We start from the raw sequence: 15,766 nt of genomic DNA, 5'->3' as shown, positions 1-15,766 counted from the left end.
ACCGCGCTCCGGCGAAGTGGCACGCGACGATTCCTTGGCGCCGGCCCGGCTCTCCTCTAAGGTGATGCCCTCTTTCCGCCACGGGGGCGGCCGCCCGCGCGCGGCGGCCCCCGGCCCGGCGGCGAGGCACGTCCCACCCGGATACACAGGCGACTGATCATGGTCAACAACCGACACTCGGCCGGACAGGCCGTCCCCGGGATCATCTTCGCGGCCCCCGTCGGCATCCCCGCCGCCGGTCTGGAAGTGATCTCGCTGGCCGGGCTGCGCGCCCGGTCCCGCGCCCACGGCACCGAGCTGGGCGCGCCGCTGCGTCCCGCCTGCCACCAGGTGCTCACGCTCGCCTCCGGCACACTGCGCACGGCCGTGGACTTCACGGACCATGACGTCGGGCGGGACTCCTGGCTGTGGACGCGTCCGGGGCAGGTCCTCCAGTGGGGAGACCTCACCCGGGCCGAGGGAACTCTGATCGTCTTCGAGCGGGACTTCCCGGGCGCCGCCGCCGTCCGTGCGGCCCGGCTCGACGATCCGCACGGACGGGTGCTGCACACCCCGACTGGCGAGGCCGCCACCTCGCTGCGGGTGGCTGCCGCGCACCTGGAGCACGAGTTCCGGTCGCCGGGACGGCTGCCGCGCGACACGCACCACGCCGTACTACGTCATCTGCTGGACGTACTGGTCCTGCGCCTGGCCCATCCGGACGGGTCCGACACCTCCGCCGGCGCACCCAGTGAAACCTTTCTGCGCTTCCGTGCGACCGTCGAGCGGGACTTCGCGCACACCCGCCGGGTGGACGACTACGCCCTGACCCTCGGCTACTCGGCCCGCACCCTCTCCCGGGCCGCCCTCGAATCGGCGGGCATCGGCGCCAAGGAGTTCATCGACCGCAGGGTGATCCTGGAGGCCAAGCGGCTGCTCGCCCACAGCGATCTGGCCGCCGCCCGCATCGCCGACCGGCTGGGCTTCTCCAGCGCCACGAACTTCGCCAAGTACTTCCACCAGCGCGCCGGACAGGCACCCATCGCCTTCCGCACGGCGGTACGGGGGCGGGTGGAGTGATCCGCGAGAGCGCCCGCTCCGCGCACCACGCAGGGCGGGCCGCGGCGGAACGTCGCCGTCCCACCGCGGCCCGGCGCGGCTGCCGGTCAGCTACCACCGGCTGCCGGATGCCGGCTGCCGATTCCTGCTAGGCCTGGATGCCCGGGAGCAGCCCGGTGACGGGTGCGGCGAGGTCGGTCACCTGGTGCAGCTGGTTCAGGTCGCTCAGCCGGTTCAGGCCGGCGAGCTGGGTGGAGGGCCGCGGGAGCTCGGCCTGCGCCGCGGCGGGGATGTCGCTCATGGCGAGCGAGTCGAGCGTGGTGACGGGGTTCAGCTTCCCGGCGTCGTGGGCCTCGGAGCCCGCGGCGCTCGCCATCGGCGCGGCGAGCCCTGTGACGCCGACGGCGAGACCAACGGCGGCGACGATACGTCGTGTTGAGATCATGCAATCAGCAACGGCGACGGCCCCGGGGCGGACACGGCCCGGCACGCGCGCTCACCCGAGAGGCGCATCGGGCGTCTGCGTTTGCCGTGGGCCGTGAGGCGGAGGACGCTCGGTAATGAGGCGCTTCGCGGTCGGCTCGGCGTCGGCCCGCGCCTTCCTGAGGAGGTCACCCATGGGCACAGCGGCAGCCCCCGCCTTCGACACCGAGGTGCTGCGCCGGGGCATTGAAGGACACAGTGCGGCAGATCTGCTGTCGCTCTACGCGGACGACGCGGAACTGCGCATCGTGGACCGCAACACACAGCCCAGTCACCCGATGCTCAAACATGGTCGTGCCGAGATCGCCGAGATGCTCAACGACGTCTACAGCCGGGACATGACGCACAAGATGGACCAGTGCGTCGTCCAGGGCGACCACGTCGCCTACACCGAGACCTGCGTGTACGCGGACGGGGTGCGGGTGATGAGCACGTCGATGATGTCGCTGCGCGACGGCAAGATCGTCGAGCAGACGCTGGTACAGGCATGGGACGAGTAGGGAGGAACTGGCCGAAGGTCCAGGTCACGTCTCGTCTGACCTGGACCTTCTCGGCGGGCGCGGCGATGGGGAGATCCCGTCCGAACCGGTCTCGGCGGCGTACGGCCTCCGCGTCGGGCCTGCGGGTGTCCGCCTCCCTGCTGGACTCGATCCTGCGGACCGCGCGTTCGCGTCCGCGCCCCCTGCCACCCCGTACACCCCGAAGGCCGCGGATCCGGCCCCGGTGAGGCGCCGATCCTGAGCACGGCGGCTTCGAGGACGGCCGAGTCGCCCTCAGAGCTGGGTCGAAACCGCTCGGGCGACGGATTCCACCGCAGGAAGGAGCATCGGCGAGGCCCGGTCCACGAGGTCGTGCAGCAGCGTCGAATAGGCCGCGTCGCCCCCGAGTTCGCGCAGCAGGCGGTGAGCCCTGTCGCGGAAGGCGCCGATGCCCTGCTCGAACCGGCGCAGCACGTCCGGCGCGAGGAGGATGCCGGTGAGTGCCGCCGCGGCGTCGGGCGAACGGCGTGCGGCGGTGTGCAGTTCCAGAACGTGATCCGCGGCATCGCCGTCGGCGCTCTCCAACGCGCACGCCAGCAGATACGTCACCGTGCCGTTCGCGAGGTCCTCGTTGCGGCCGGTCAGGATGTCCTGCTGATCGTTGAACAGCTGCCACAGGACGCCGAAGACATTGCCGAACTCCCGCCAGAGTTCGACTCTTTCGTCCGAGCGGCCGGCCAGTCGTGCGGCCATGGCGGTGACCATGCTGTACGGCGAGCCGGACTTTCCGCGGTACGCCGCGACCACGGTGTCGCGTGTGATGCCGTCCACGTCCGCGCGAAGGTCCCTCAACTGCCCCTCGGTCGCGTCGATCCAGCACCTCACGATCTCGGCCGACAGGGGGCCGCGCGCCTGCTCGGGGATACGCGGCGACTGAACGACGAGCAGGGGAAGGGGAATTCCGCTGATCAGCGTGGCGAGGAGCGCCTCGCTCTCGCGAAGACCGACGGCGGCCAGGACGCCCTGGCCGTCGGCGAGGTCGTCCAGGTAGCACGCGGAGGTCCACCACAGTTCATGGACGACGGCCAGGGGAACGGCCGGTCCTGGCGCCCCCGTCTCCACCGCGTGGACGATCATCGGCAGCACGGAATGGGGGTAGGTGAAGGTCCGGTGTTCCATGAGGTCGGCGACCGCGGCCCGGACGGACGCGGCCGAAGGACCCAGCATGGCGAGAGCGCTTTTCCGCTCCTCCTCGATGTCCGCGGACATCTCCCGATGCAGATCCATGTACGACTTCGCTCGCACGCAGTCCACCCCCACCACTGAATTGTTCGAGCACCGATTCGATCATTCGCCATGATGACGAGCCAGAGCAACTTCGCGCCATGGCCGGTTTTTTGAGGAATGCGTTCCCGCCGGTGAAGCGCGGGGCCGCCGGCCGCGCGGCCCCGCCATACTGGCCCTCGTGCGAGTAGCGATCATGACCGCGGGTTCGCGGGGCGACGTGGCGCCGTTCACCGGCCTCGGCCACGGCCTGGCGCGGGCCGGGCACGAGGTCACCCTGGTGACGCACGGGTGCTACGCGGATCTGGTGTCGGGCTCGGGGGTGGGGTTCCACGCGCTGCCCGTCGATCCGCGGGCCGAACTGGAGTCCGAGCGCGGGCGGCGGCTCCGCCGGAGCGCCACGGGCGCCGGAAAGGTCTTCCTGCTCGCGGAACTCGCCCGGTCGCTCGCCGGACGGCTGACCGACGGCCTGCTCACGGCTGCCCGCTCCAGCGACGTCCTCCTGCTGTCCGGTTCGCTGGGACCGCTCGGGTACTGCGTCGCGGAGGGCCTGGGCCTGCCCAGCCTGGGAGTCAATCTCCAGCCACTGGCACCGACGCGGGAGTTCACGCCTCCCGTGGCCGGCGTCCGCTCCTGGGGCCCCACCGTCAACCGGGCCGCCGGGTACGGGGTGAACCTGGCCGTCGAGCGGGTCTTCGCCCGGACGGTGCGGGACCTGCGCGGGCAACTCGGCCTGCCGCCCGCCGGTCCCCTCGCGGTCCGTCGCGCCCGCGAGCGGCGCGCCTGGCCGGTGCACCACGGGTTCAGCCCCCTGGTGGTGCGCCGGCCGCGGGACTGGCGGCGCGGGCTCGACGTGTCCGGTTACTGGTGGCCCTACGACGGTGAGAACGCCCGGCTCCCCGACGCGCTGGCGGACTTCCTGGACGCGGGCCCCGCTCCGGTCTTCGTGGGCCTGGGCAGCGCGACCGTTCCCGATCCGGGGCGGCTGAGCGGCGAGATCGTGCGCGCCCTGCGGTCCGCCGGGCTGCGGGGGGTGATCCAGCGGGGATGGGGTGAGCTGCACGCGACCGGCGACGACATGTTCACGGTCGGCGAGGTGCCGCACTCCCTGCTGTTCCCCCGCGTGGCGGCCGTGGTGCATCACGCCGGGGCCGGTACGACGGCGGCGGGCCTGCGGGCCGGGGTTCCCGCGGTGCCCGTACCGGTCCAGTTCGACGAGGGCTTCTGGGCAGCGCGGCTCGTCGCGCTCGGGGTCGCGCCGGGCACCCTGTCACCACGAGGTCTGCGCGCCGAACGGCTGGCAGCGGCCCTGGTCCGGGCGACCACGGATCCCGCGTACCGGCGCAACGCGCGGAATCTGGCGGAACGCCTTCGCGCGGAGGACGGCGTGACCCCGGTCGCGGAGACACTGGCCGGGATCGAACACCTCGGGCCGCCCTGAGCCCCGCGGCCCCGGCAGGACCGGCTCCTCCGACGGGACCGACAGCTCCGGCGGCTCCGGGGCCCGGCGAGGACGAGCCCCGCACGGCCCTTGGTCGCGTTCGCCTACGGGCCCACGGTCCCGTCCGCGACCCAGTCGGCGGGGCGCAGGATCGCGAGCAGTTGGCGGACCAGTTCCTCCACCACCTCGTCGAGGGTCGCGTCCACCCAGCCGGCGTTCCAGTCGTGCAGCAGGCCGTTCACGCTGCCGATGAAGGCGGTGGCGGCCAGCCGGTAGTCGCGCGGCACCGCCTCCCCGCGGGCGACGGCGGCCGCCGCCTCTCCGCAGATGAACTCCACCCAGCGGGACCGGCGGGCGAGCCGCTGCTCCTCCAGCCGCGCGCTCACGCCGATGATCTCCACGAAGGTGATGCGGATGCGGCGCGGATCACTCGTCACGTTCGCGGCGTAGGCCCGGAAGAGGGCGGTGGCGCGCTCGGCGAGCGGCAGGTCACGGGCCTCCGCGAGAGCGGCGAGAGCGGCTTGCTCGGCCCAGTCGTTCACCTGGAGGTGGAGGGCCGCCAGTACGTCTTCGAGGCTGTGGAAAGCCTCGTAGAACTGGCGCGTGGAGAGTCCCGCCGCCTCGCTGAGGGCCGCCACGGTCGTGGACCGGTACCCGGGTCCGGCGCCGAACAGCCGGAGCCCGGCGTCGAGAAAGCGACGGCGGCGCTCCGCCTGCCGCTCCTCTGCCGTCCTGCCGCCGTATCGGCCGGTGGGCTGTCTGAGCCTGCCCGCCACGCGTTCCTCCCTCGGCGCCGGTACGAACCGTCGTTCGCCCCTTCGGTGATTTTCTCGCCTACCGCCCCTTGTGAAGAGGCTCCTTCAGTCCTTACTTTCCAGTAAGCACACTTTGAAAGCGGGCGTGTTCAGATTCCCGCTTGGCATGCTCTCGTCATTCATGGCATCGCGCACACAGCACGCTCCTGGTCCACCGTGCCGTCACCGCACTCCCCCACTACGACAGGGACCCTCCATGTCCGTCCTCAGAGCCAGACACCTCTGCACGCTCGCCGCCGCCCTCACCCTCACCCTCGGCGGGACGGCGACCGCCGCCTCCGCGGTCGGCGCGCGGGACTCGGCCACCGGTCTACGGGAGGTGATGTTCGTCGGCAACAACTGGGAAGGCACCGCGGACGTCATCAAGTCCTCCGGCGACTTCGCGAAGGTCGGCCGGATCGACGTCATCCCGGACAAGGCCGCGCGGCTCGCCGCGATCAACGCCGATCCCATCAAATGGGCCTACTTCATGGGCATTCGCAACGGCGTGGGCGAGGGACACGACCAGTTCGTCGACGACATGTACTCCACGCCGGACGGCAGGTCGGTGGTGGTCTCGCGCCCGAGTTTCGCCGATGTCGTCTCGATCGACCTCGCCACCGACCGGATCAACTGGCGCTTCCCCGTGTCGGGTTACCGCTCGGACCACATGGCCGTGTCGCCCGACGGCACCCGGGTCGCGGTCTCCGCCTCCACCGCGAACACCGTGCACGTGCTCGACATCACGACCGGCACACAGCTCGGTTCGTTCGCCACCGGCGACAAACCGCACGAGAACATCTTCACCCACGACGGCAAGTACATCTGGAACATGGCCATCGGTGACGTCACCACCGCGCTGGACGACCCCTGGCTGGACTGGACGAAGGGCGACCGGAAGATCACGGTCGTCGACGCGGCCACCTTCAAGCAGGTCAAGGTGATCGACATGCGCCAGCGCCTCGACGCCATCGGCCTCAGGGACTTCTCCGACGCCGTCCGCCCGGCCGTCTTCTCGCCAGACGAGTCCAAGCTGTACTTCCAGGTGTCGTTCTTCAACGGCTTCCTGGAGTACGACGTGGCCACCGACAGGATCACCCGGGTGAAGACCCTTCCGAAGAACCCCGCCACCAGCAGCGACCGCACGACGTGGGTCAACGACTCGCGCCACCACGGCATTTCGATGAACCCGTCGGGCACCAAGCTGTGCGTCGCGGGGACGATGGACGACTACGCGACGGTCGTCGACCGCACGACCCTCCAGGAGGGTCCTCTGGTCCCCGCCTCCAAGCCGTACTGGGCGACCGTGAGCGGCGACGGAAAGGACTGTGTCGTCTCCGAGAGCGGCGCCGACCAGGTCACCGCCATCGACTTCGAAACCGGGCTGAAGACGGTGTCGGTGCCGGTCGGCGACCACCCCCAGCGGGTCCGGCTCGGCCATGTGGAGGCGAACTGGACCGGCCCGGCGGGTAGTTGACGGATGCTCAGCCGAAGCGCGCGGCGGCCCAGGCGGCGAGTTCGGTCCGGGCCCCGTTCAGCAGGGCGGAGGACGGGGCGCTCGCCCCGTTCGTGACCAGCGCGTAGTGCACGGTTCCCGAGCCGGACGCGGTGAGCAGGAGGCGACGGCTTCCGGTGCCGCCCGGCTCGGGAGCCACGGCGACGGGCGTGGCCGGAGTGTAGGCGGGCGGGGAGGCGGTCGCCCCGAGGTCGGACACGACCGTCGTGGCCGAGGCGGGGAAGGACGCCGGCAGATGGAGTTCCGTCGGCGCGGTACCGCCGTCGGAGCGCCAGACGAGCAGGCCGTACTGCCCCGTTCCCACCAGCTGGGAGACCTGCGGCAGGGTCGAGGGCACCGGGTTCCAGGTCAGTGTGGTGGAGCCGTCGCGGGAGCGGTCCTCGTAGGTGAAGGCGAGGGTGGAGCCCGCGGTGGCGCCGGGGTAGAGACGGTCGAGGAGCCGGGCGTCCTGACGGAGCACGGCCGTGCCCGAGTCGTCGAGGCGCACGGCGGACATGTCCTCGTCGTTCCAGGCGTCACCCGAGGTCAGAACCTTGCCGGGGTTGCCGTTCATCAGCTCGTGGTGACGGCCGCTGTAGATGTCCCACTGCCACTGGGTACCCGAAAGGACCGGTCCGGACGAGGCCGCCCCTGACCACCAACCGGAGCCGGAGAGACGGGAGTCGAGGGCCTGGTACATGGCCTTGTCGACGGTCGGGGCCTTGTCCGAGACCGTGCCGGAGAGCGGGTGGCCGAACTCGGAGACGACAGCCGCGGTCCCGGCCGCCGCGGCCCTGTCCCGTACCGTGCCGAAGTCGCCGGTGTACTGGCCGTCTCCGGCCTTGCCCCACATGAGAATGCCCGAGATGGCCTTCTGGTCGTAGAAGTGGGTGTTGAACACATAGCGGGGACCGAGGGTGCCCGCGTCGAGCAGCCCGCCCTCCTGTTTCTGGGAGCTTATGTTGGAGTTCCAGAAGAGGTTCGGTTCCACGAATGCGGGCTTGTCCTGCCAGCCGGCCGCGTCCATGCGGGCCCGGAACTTCCCGTAGAACGGCCAGAGCAGGTCGCGTTCCCAGGTGCGGCTGGTCTGGCCCGAGTCGTAACTGCCCGCGTAGGGCTCGTTGTACGGGTCGAAGCCGGCGACGCCCGCGAACTCGGCGGTGGTGAGGTGCAGGCGGACGTACGTCATGGCGGCCTGGGCCGTGGTGAGGAAGGCGTCCTGGAGCCCGTAGGAGTTGTGCCAGAAGTCGTACTGCGCCGCCTTGACGGCGTTGTTCTGGGTGATGTTCTGGCCCCAGAAGAGGCAGATGCCGCAGGACTCCTGAGGGTAACCACCGGCGGTCACCGCCCACTTGGGGGCTCCGTCGCCCGAGTACCAGCTGCCCGTGTTGAACAGGTGGCGGGAGTAGAGGTCCTGGTGGAAGTCGGGGAAGACACGGATTCCCGCGTCGAGGAAGGCCCGCATCTGGTCGGTGGCCGCGCCGAGATAGGTGCTGTCGACCTGACCGCGGACCGGTTCGGCGTGCGCCCAGGAGAGCAGGAAGCGCACGGAGTTGCCGCCGCCCAGGGCGCGCAACGCCTGCGCCGACTTCGCCGCGTCGGCGACCGAGGCGAACGGGAGTCCGCTGTTCTCCTCCAGTTTGGTCTCGCCGGAGACGTTGTAGCCGCGCAGGACGACCTCGCGGCCGAGGCCGTCGGTGAAGCGGCCGTTCACGACCGTGAGAGCGGCGGCGGCCGGCTGGTCGAACCAGAGGGAGTCGGGGAGTCCGTCCGCGGCGGCGGGCCGGGTGCCCGCCGCCGTGAGGAGACCGGTGAGGAGTACGAGGACGCCGAGCAGACGCGCACGCAACTTCGACATGTACACAACAGTCCTGCCGGTGCCGGAAGGCGTCAACACCTCTGACTCATGAGTAAGTTTCTCGTTTCACCGCTTCCGCACAACGGACGCACAGGACGGCCTGCCGGTGAACCGGCCGGCCGTCCTGTGCGTCCGGCCGGTTCACCGACCGCCGCCGTGGCCCGGGTTCACCCGCCACCCCGCGGGTCGTTCACCCCCCGATCCTGCGGGTCAGGTTCAGCAGATACTCCTTGCGGTCGAGCGGGTTCAGATCGGTCCGGGGGCGGTCCGGGATCGCGCCGTTCGCCACCGGCGCGTAGTGGTCGAAGGAGCACTCCAGCTCGCCCTCTCCTCGTGTCAGCCCCGGCAGCCGCTGCTCCAGTTCATGGGCCCGCACCACCGGGAGGACGCCCTCCAGCACGCACGAGGACCCCTGGATCCGGGTGGTCTGCGGCACGGCTCGCTGCCGGGCCAGTACCGGGAGCACGGCGCCGAGCGTGTCCGCGGGCGCCTCCAGCCGGAAGCGGTGCACCGGCTCGTACACCTGGCAGTCGGCCGCCCGCAGCGCGGCGGTCAGCACCAGCGGGGTCAGCCCCCTGAAGTCGGCACCCGTGCTGGACATGCTCTTGTCGAATCCCTGGTGGGCGTGGCTCTGGCGGGGCGAGTAGCCCGAGTGCGTCATCGTCACCGTGCAGTCGGTGACCCGCCAGCCGTGCAGTCCCTGTCCCAGCGTCTCCTCGACGGTGTCCTCGACCGCTTTGAAGAACGCGTACGGCATCGATCCGAGCTCGACCTCCAGCCGGAACTCCACTCCGGAGCCGGTCGGCGCCGGGTCCACGCGCAGGCCGACGGTCGCGAGAAAGGGATTCGGGTCCTTCTTGTTGAACTCGACCGACGCGCCGGTGCCCAGGGGCCGTTCGACGCAGAGCGGGGTCGTCTCACGGAAGTGGACGTCGATGCCGTACTCGTCGGCCAGGGTCGCTTGGAGGACCTCCTTCTGCACCTCGCCGTAGAGCGATACGGAGATCTCGCCGCGCAGTTCGTCGTGCCTCAGGCCGATCAGCGGGTCCTGCTCGGCGAGTTGGGTGAGCGCCGTGTGCAACGCGCCCTTGTCCGCCGGACGGCCGGGAGAGACGACGGTCTCCAGGGTCGGCGGGGCGAAGTGGTGCTCCCCCGCCGCCGAGGGCCGCGGTTCACCGATGGTGTCGCCGATCCGGACCGCGCCGAGCCCCCACAGCCTGCCGATGCGCCCAGCGGTCACGGACGCCTCACCGACCGTCGAGCCCTGGTCGAAGACGCTGATCGCGGTGACCTTCCCCTCCTCCCCGTCGTGCAGGGTGAGCCGGTCACGGATCCTCAGGGTTCCCGAGAACATCCGCGCGTACGCGATCTTCTCCCCGGCCGCTCCCCGTTCGACCTTGAAGACGGTGCCCGACAGCGGCCCCTCGGCGTCCGCCCGCGCCGGGGGCAGCAACTCCCTGATCCCGGCGATCAGTTCGGTGACACCCGCACCGGTCATGGCCGATCCGAAGAACACGGGGTGCACCAGGGCCCGCCCGGTCTGCTCGACGAGCGCGGCGCGCAGACGCTCGTACGGCACGCCGTCCTCGACGTACGCGGCCAGCAGTTCCTCGTCGTGCCCGGCGAGCGGGTCGAGGAGGTGCGGCCGCAGCCGGGCGGCGGAGTAGGGGGCGAAGTACGCGGCACGCGTGCCCGGTTCGACGGGCTCGCCCATCGGGACGATCGCCGGGGTGAGGCGCTCGGAGATCTTCTCCAGGACCTCCTCGTGCCGGGCACCGCGGCGGTCGATCTTGTTCACGAAGATCAGCGTGGGGATGCGCAGCCGCTGGAGGGTCCGCATCAGCACGCGTGTCTGCGCCTGGACGCCCTCCACGGCCGAGACGACGAGGACGACGCCGTCGAGCACGCCGAGCACCCGTTCCACCTCGGCGATGAAGTCCGGGTGACCGGGGGTGTCGATGAGATTGACGGTGAGGTCGCCGACCGCGAAGGAGACGACGGCGGACTTGATCGTGATACCGCGCTGCCGCTCCAGCGCGAGGGAGTCGGTCCGGGTGTTCCCGTCGTCGACGCTGCCGATCTCGTCGATGACCCCGACCGTGTGCAGCAGCCACTCGGTCAGGCTTGTCTTACCGGCGTCTACGTGCGCCAGGATTCCCAGGTTGAGCATATGCACCGGGTGTCATGTCCTTTGAGATGAGAGAGATTCCTTCCTTGGCGGACATGAACGGTGTGCGCATCGCTGCTCCTCGGTCCCGGTGAACGCTTCCCCGTCAGTGCAGCAGGCGGCCGCCCGGGACGGCAAAGCATTAACGCTCAACAAAACCTCGTCACGGGGCGGATCCTTGGAGATGACCGGATCCTGGTCCTTGAGAGCGACCGGATCTCCGGGAGGACCCGGCCTGCGGCGAGAGGAGCGGACGATGCGCGACATCCTCCCCGCGCTGAACGAGTGGTACGCGGCCGGAGCGCCCTTCGGACTGGCCACGGTGGTGGCGGTCGTCGGCAGCGCGCCCCGTGACCCGGGCGCCGCCATGGCGGTCGGCCCCGGCGACGAGGTCGTGGGCAGTGTGTCCGGCGGCTGTGTCGAGGGCGCCGTCCTCGAACTGGCCCGGGAGGTGATCGCCTCGGGCGATGCCCGTCTCGAGACGTTCGGGTACAGCGACGACGACGCGTTCGCCGTGGGACTGACCTGCGGCGGAGAAATCACCCTGCTGGTCCGCCGGGTGTCGGCCGCCGACGACCCGGCCTTCCCGGCGCTGGCCGAGTCGGTGGCGGCGGGCCGCCCGGTCACACTCGCGACGGTACTCGCCGGCCCCGCCCCACGCGGAGCGACGCTGGCCGTGCGGCTTTACGAGGACCCGGGCGGGGACGACGGGGGCTCCCCTTCGCCCGGCTCGCCCGGATCGGCCGGATCGGCCGGATCGGCCGGATCGGCGGGACCGGCGGGACCGGCGGGACCGGTCGGCGCGCTGCTCGACTCCCCCGACTCGACGGGACCGGACGGTGCGAGGCCTGCTTCGTCCGGCTCCGCGGGCCCGGACTGCGCGGTCCCCGGTTCGGCTGGGCCGGACCGGGGCGTGTCCGGGTCGGTCGAGGCGGTCGGGCCGGACCAGGGCGTGTCCGGGTCGCTCGGAGCCGTCGGGCCGGACCGGGGCGTGTTCGGGTCGCTCGGGGCCGGTGGGCTGGACCGGGCCGTCGCGGCCGATGCGCGTGACGGGGCGGCGCGGGGCGTCACCGGGGTGCGTCACTACGGGCCGCACGGTGAGCGGTGCGGCGACGACGTCACCGTCTTCCTGCACTCCTTCGCGCCGGCGCCGCGCCTGCTCGTCTTCGGCGCGGCCGACCACGCGTCCGCCGTGGCCCGCGTCGGCGTCTTCCTCGGCTACCGGGTCACGGTGTGCGACGCCCGTCCGCCCTTCGCCACGCCGAGGCGGTTCCCGGCGGACGTGGAGGTCGTGGTGGACTGGCCGCACCGCTATCTGAGCGGCACGACGACCGACGAGCGCACGGTGATCTGCGTCCTCACCCACGACCCCAAGTTCGACGTCCCCCTGCTGGAGGAGGCGCTGCGCCGCCCGGCCGCGTACATCGGGGCGATGGGCAGCCGCCGTAGCCACGACGACCGCCTGGAACGGCTGCGCGCGGCCGGCGTGCCGGAGCGCGAGCTGTCCCGGCTGCGCTCCCCCGTCGGCCTCGACCTCGGAGCGCGTACGCCGGAGGAGGTGGCCGTGTCCGTGGCCGCCGAGATCGTCGCCCTGCGCCGGGGCGGCAGCGGAGTGCCCCTGTCCGCGAGGAGCGGGGCGATCCATCACCGCTGACCGTCCGCACTGACCGGCCCGGCTGCCCGGTCCCGCTGCCCGATCCCGCCGTTCCGTGCCTCGTGTGCCGTCTCTCCTGTGTCCCGGTGGCCGCGGGATCAACCCGTGCGCGGAGGCAGCCGGTGCAGGGTCACCTCGGTGAGCCGCCCGTCGTGGGTCACCGTCGCGGTCATGTACGTGCAGTACGGCTCGCGGCGGCGGTCGGTCGGCGAGCCGGGGTTGAGCAGTCGCAGCCCGGTGGGCGCGGTGCTGTCCCAGGGGATGTGGCTGTGGCCGAAGACCAGGACGTCGAGGTCGGGGAAGCGCCGCGCGCAGCGCTGTTCACGGCCCTGCGTCGCGCCGGTCTCGTGGATCACGCCGAAGCGCAGTCCGCCCAGTTCGGCGCGGGCGATCTCGGGGAGGCGGGCCCGCAGGCCGGGGCCGTCGTTGTTGCCGTACACCCCGATGAGCCGTCGGGAGCGGGCCTCCAGGAGGTCGAGGGTGGCGGTGTCCACCCAGTCCCCGGCGTGGACGACGACGTCGGCCGAGGGGAGTTCGGCGAGCAGCGCGGCGGGGAGTTCGCGGGCCCGCTTCGGAAGGTGGGTGTCGGACATGATCAGCAGACGCACGGCTTCACCTCGTCAGTCGAGCGCGATCTCGCTCCAGACCTGCTTCCCGCCGCTCACCGGCACCGTGCCCCAGGTCGCCGACATCGCCTCGACGAGCAGGATGCCGCGGCCGCCGGTGGCCTCCCAGCCGATGTTGGTGGGCTTGATCGGTGTACGCGGCGAATTGTCGGCGACCGCGATGCGCAGACGGTGGTTGATCAGGGTGAGGTCGAGCCTGACCTGGCCGTCGGTGTGTACCAGGGCGTTGGTGACGAGTTCCGAGACGATCAGCAGGGCGGCGTCCGTGTACTCGCCGACGCCCCAGCTGCGCAGGGCCCGCCTGGTGTAGCGGCGGGCGTGCCGTACCGCCTCGGGGACCCGCCACACGGTCCAGCTCTCGCGGAGCGGCAGCACCTCCATGCCGTCGTACCGCATCAGCAGGAGGGCGACGTCGTCGCTGCGGTTGGCGCTGGTGAGCAGTTCGTCGGCGACGAGTCCGAGGTGGGCGGGGTCGGAGCCGGCCAGGCCCTCGGCGAGCCGTTTCAGGCCGTCCTCGATGTCGAGCTCGACGGACTCGACCAGACCGTCGGTGGTCAGCGCGACGATGGTGCCGGGCTGTAGCCGCAGCGGGCTCATGGGGTAGTCGGCCTGCCGGATGACGCCGAGAGGCGGCCCGGTGTCCGACTCGGGGACCTCGGTACGACCGTTCGGGTGACGCAGCACGGGCGGGATGTGTCCGGCGCGCACATACCAGGCGGACCCCTCCTCCATGTCGATGTCGACATAGCAGCAGGTGGCGAAGAGGTCGGTCTCCAGATCGAGCAGAAGCCGGTTGGCGTGCGAGACCACCACGTCCGGCGGGTGGCCCTCGACGGCGTAGGCGCGCAGGGCCGTACGCATCTGACCCATGACGGTCGCGGCCGAGGCGTTGTGCCCCTGGACGTCGCCGATGACGAGGGCGACGTGGTTGTCGGGCAGCGGGATGACGTCGTACCAGTCGCCGCCGACGTCCAGGCCCGACGTGGTGGGCAGGTAGCGGGCGACGGCGACCGCTCCGGGCAGCCGGGGCAGCCGGCGCGGGAGCAGCGTCCGCTGGAGCATGCTGATCAGTTCGTGCTCGGCGTCGAAGGCGTGGGCGCGCACCAGGGCCTGCCCGGCCAGGCCCGCGGAGGCGGTGAGCAGCGCCCGCTCCTCGGGGCCGAACTCGTGCGGGGTGTCCCAGCCGATCAGGCAGGCGCCCGCCATGCGTCCGCCCGCGGGCAGCGGCAGGACGGCGAGGCCGCCGGGGCCGACCTCGGAGAGCGCGGTCTCCAGGTCCGCGCCCGCGGGCCAGATGGCCGGCCGGCCCTCGTTCAGGGCCGCCGCGAGCGTGGGCATGGCCCGGACGGGGGCGTCGGGCCACTCCGAGCGCCATTCGCTGCGCCACAGCTCCGGCCAGAACTCCGGCTGAGGCGGGTCCAGGAGTGTGACGACGAGACGGTCGCCCTCCAGCTCGGCGACGGCGATCCGGTCGGCCTGGAGGGGTTTGCGCAGGGCGGCGACGACGGCCTGGCCGACATCGCGGACGGTGCCGGCGGTGGCGAGGGCGGCGGCGAGGCGCTGGACGCGGCCCACGTCGTTCAGGCCGGAACGCAGCTTGGAGGCGTCGGAGACGGTGCCCACGAGCCGTGCGGGACGGCCCTCGGCGGAGGGCACCAGGCGGGCGCGCAGCCGGAGCCACTTGTGTCCGCCGGACGGCTGGAGGATGCGGAACTCCAGCTCGCGGTCGCCGACGGACATGTGGTCCGGTTCCACCGCGGACATCAGGGCCGGGAGGTCCTCCGGAACGGCCATGGACAGCAGCGTCTCGACCTTGCCGTCGAAGGCGGTGGGAGACAGCCCGAACAGGTCGAGCACCTCGTGGTCGACCTCGACGTGTCCGGTGTCCATGGCGAGGCTGAACGAGCTGGCGGGCAGTTCCGCGGCGTCGTCGGGCGGCGGTGCCGGCGGGCAGACGACGGCTTCGGCGAGCAGCCCGAGGCAGGCGCGGTCCTCGGCGCCGAATCCGTCGGGGCCCTCGCTGACGGCGACCAGGCAGCCGTTCTGGTCCCGCAGGGGCAGCACGGCAAGCGAGAAGTCCGCGGAGGACAGGCGCCGGGCGTCGGCGCAGCGGGCGAGTTCCTCCGGTCCGAGCCAGCACGGCTGTCCCGTGCGCAGGACCTCGGCGGCCGGGGAGCCGCCGGACAGGGGGTAGCTGTCGCGGAGCCCGTACAGCGTCCTGGGCACCCCCGCGGACTCGGCCAGATGCAGTTCACCGCCGCTCACACTCGGTGAGTAGACGGCGGCCACGGTCGCACCGGTGAAGACGAGTGCCTGCTCGAGCAGGCGGTGCAGCCGTTCGCGCGGGTCGAGATCCGCGGTGAGCGTCTTCAGGGCAAGTTCGGCACGCGACGTTCTCGTTCCGCGTTCCGCGGCACCCTCACTGACCACGCCGTCATTACAGCGCT

12 protein-coding genes are annotated in these 15,766 nt (G+C 71.7%); 5 read left to right on the top strand and 7 right to left on the bottom strand.

The window, feature by feature from the left end:
• Positions 1-159 precede the first annotated feature (159 nt).
• Positions 160-1,059, top strand: a complete 900-nt coding sequence (locus ABZV42_RS35415) for a helix-turn-helix transcriptional regulator (protein WP_356055566.1) — start codon at positions 160-162, stop codon at positions 1,057-1,059.
• A 127-nt stretch (positions 1,060-1,186) separates the two neighbouring features.
• Here ABZV42_RS35415 and ABZV42_RS35410 read toward each other — a convergent pair whose 3' ends face one another.
• A complete protein-coding gene (locus ABZV42_RS35410; protein ID WP_356055565.1) occupies positions 1,187-1,483 on the bottom strand; it encodes a hypothetical protein in 297 nt (98 codons plus the stop codon).
• 172 nt (positions 1,484-1,655) lie between these two features.
• Here ABZV42_RS35410 and ABZV42_RS35405 point away from each other — a divergent pair, with 172 nt between their 5' ends.
• Positions 1,656-2,021 carry a nuclear transport factor 2 family protein gene (locus ABZV42_RS35405; protein WP_355987694.1) on the top strand — a complete coding sequence of 122 codons (366 nt, stop codon included), beginning with the start codon at positions 1,656-1,658 and terminating at the stop codon, positions 2,019-2,021.
• Between the two features lie 273 nt (positions 2,022-2,294).
• Here ABZV42_RS35405 and ABZV42_RS35400 read toward each other — a convergent pair whose 3' ends face one another.
• Positions 2,295-3,287 carry a polyprenyl synthetase family protein gene (locus ABZV42_RS35400; protein ID WP_356055564.1) on the bottom strand — a complete coding sequence of 331 codons (993 nt, stop codon included), beginning with the start codon at positions 3,285-3,287 and terminating at the stop codon, positions 2,295-2,297.
• A gap of 193 nt (positions 3,288-3,480) precedes the next feature.
• On the opposite strand from ABZV42_RS35400, the gene ABZV42_RS35395 reads away from it, so the two are divergent.
• Entirely contained in the window at positions 3,481-4,725 is a 1,245-nt protein-coding gene (locus ABZV42_RS35395; RefSeq protein WP_356055585.1) for a glycosyltransferase, read from the top strand.
• 104 nt (positions 4,726-4,829) lie between these two features.
• Here the strand turns inward: ABZV42_RS35395 and ABZV42_RS35390 are convergent, their stop codons facing one another.
• Positions 4,830-5,501: a TetR/AcrR family transcriptional regulator gene (locus tag ABZV42_RS35390; RefSeq protein ID WP_356055563.1), complete on the bottom strand. Its 672-nt coding sequence runs from the start codon at positions 5,499-5,501 to the stop codon at positions 4,830-4,832.
• A gap of 235 nt (positions 5,502-5,736) precedes the next feature.
• Between ABZV42_RS35390 and ABZV42_RS35385 the strand changes: the two genes are divergently transcribed.
• Complete coding sequence (locus ABZV42_RS35385) at positions 5,737-6,996, top strand: YncE family protein (protein WP_356055561.1); 1,260 nt, start codon at positions 5,737-5,739, stop codon at positions 6,994-6,996.
• A 7-nt stretch (positions 6,997-7,003) separates the two neighbouring features.
• On the opposite strand, the gene ABZV42_RS35380 is transcribed toward ABZV42_RS35385, so the two are convergent.
• On the bottom strand, positions 7,004-8,872 hold the full coding sequence (locus tag ABZV42_RS35380) for an endoglycosylceramidase (RefSeq protein WP_356055560.1): 1,869 nt from the start codon (positions 8,870-8,872) through the stop codon (positions 7,004-7,006).
• Between the two features lie 190 nt (positions 8,873-9,062).
• Positions 9,063-11,048, bottom strand: coding sequence for a translation factor GTPase family protein (locus tag ABZV42_RS35375; RefSeq protein ID WP_356055559.1), 1,986 nt, complete (start codon positions 11,046-11,048; stop codon positions 9,063-9,065).
• A 247-nt stretch (positions 11,049-11,295) separates the two neighbouring features.
• Between ABZV42_RS35375 and ABZV42_RS35370 the strand changes: the two genes are divergently transcribed.
• Positions 11,296-12,693, top strand: a complete 1,398-nt coding sequence (locus ABZV42_RS35370; RefSeq protein ID WP_356055558.1) for an XdhC/CoxI family protein — start codon at positions 11,296-11,298, stop codon at positions 12,691-12,693.
• A 98-nt stretch (positions 12,694-12,791) separates the two neighbouring features.
• Here the strand turns inward: ABZV42_RS35370 and ABZV42_RS35365 are convergent, their stop codons facing one another.
• Together ABZV42_RS35365 and ABZV42_RS35360 are read right to left on the bottom strand one after the other, a co-directional pair.
• Positions 12,792-13,301: a metallophosphoesterase gene (locus ABZV42_RS35365; protein WP_355987680.1), complete on the bottom strand. Its 510-nt coding sequence runs from the start codon at positions 13,299-13,301 to the stop codon at positions 12,792-12,794.
• 12 nt (positions 13,302-13,313) lie between these two features.
• Positions 13,314-15,749 (bottom strand): SpoIIE family protein phosphatase, encoded by a 2,436-nt coding sequence (locus ABZV42_RS35360; RefSeq protein WP_356055557.1) that lies wholly within the window; start codon positions 15,747-15,749, stop codon positions 13,314-13,316.
• Positions 15,750-15,766 lie beyond the last annotated feature (17 nt).

It is taken from the genome of Streptomyces sp. NPDC005281 (assembly GCF_040607495.1).
Lineage (GTDB): Bacteria > Actinomycetota > Actinomycetes > Streptomycetales > Streptomycetaceae > Streptomyces.
Note: the sequence above shows the minus strand (reverse complement) of the source record. Positions and strands in the feature narration are given on the sequence as shown.

Coding starts and splice junctions, on each gene's coding strand:
- ABZV42_RS35415 (WP_356055566.1), top strand. CDS start 160: ATGGTCAACAACCGACACTCGGCCGGACAGGCCGTCCCCGGGATCATC.
- ABZV42_RS35410 (WP_356055565.1), bottom strand. CDS start 1,483: ATGATCTCAACACGACGTATCGTCGCCGCCGTTGGTCTCGCCGTCGGC.
- ABZV42_RS35405 (WP_355987694.1), top strand. CDS start 1,656: ATGGGCACAGCGGCAGCCCCCGCCTTCGACACCGAGGTGCTGCGCCGG.
- ABZV42_RS35400 (WP_356055564.1), bottom strand. CDS start 3,287: ATGGATCTGCATCGGGAGATGTCCGCGGACATCGAGGAGGAGCGGAAA.
- ABZV42_RS35395 (WP_356055585.1), top strand. CDS start 3,481: ATGACCGCGGGTTCGCGGGGCGACGTGGCGCCGTTCACCGGCCTCGGC.
- ABZV42_RS35385 (WP_356055561.1), top strand. CDS start 5,737: ATGTCCGTCCTCAGAGCCAGACACCTCTGCACGCTCGCCGCCGCCCTC.
- ABZV42_RS35380 (WP_356055560.1), bottom strand. CDS start 8,872: ATGTCGAAGTTGCGTGCGCGTCTGCTCGGCGTCCTCGTACTCCTCACC.
- ABZV42_RS35370 (WP_356055558.1), top strand. CDS start 11,296: ATGCGCGACATCCTCCCCGCGCTGAACGAGTGGTACGCGGCCGGAGCG.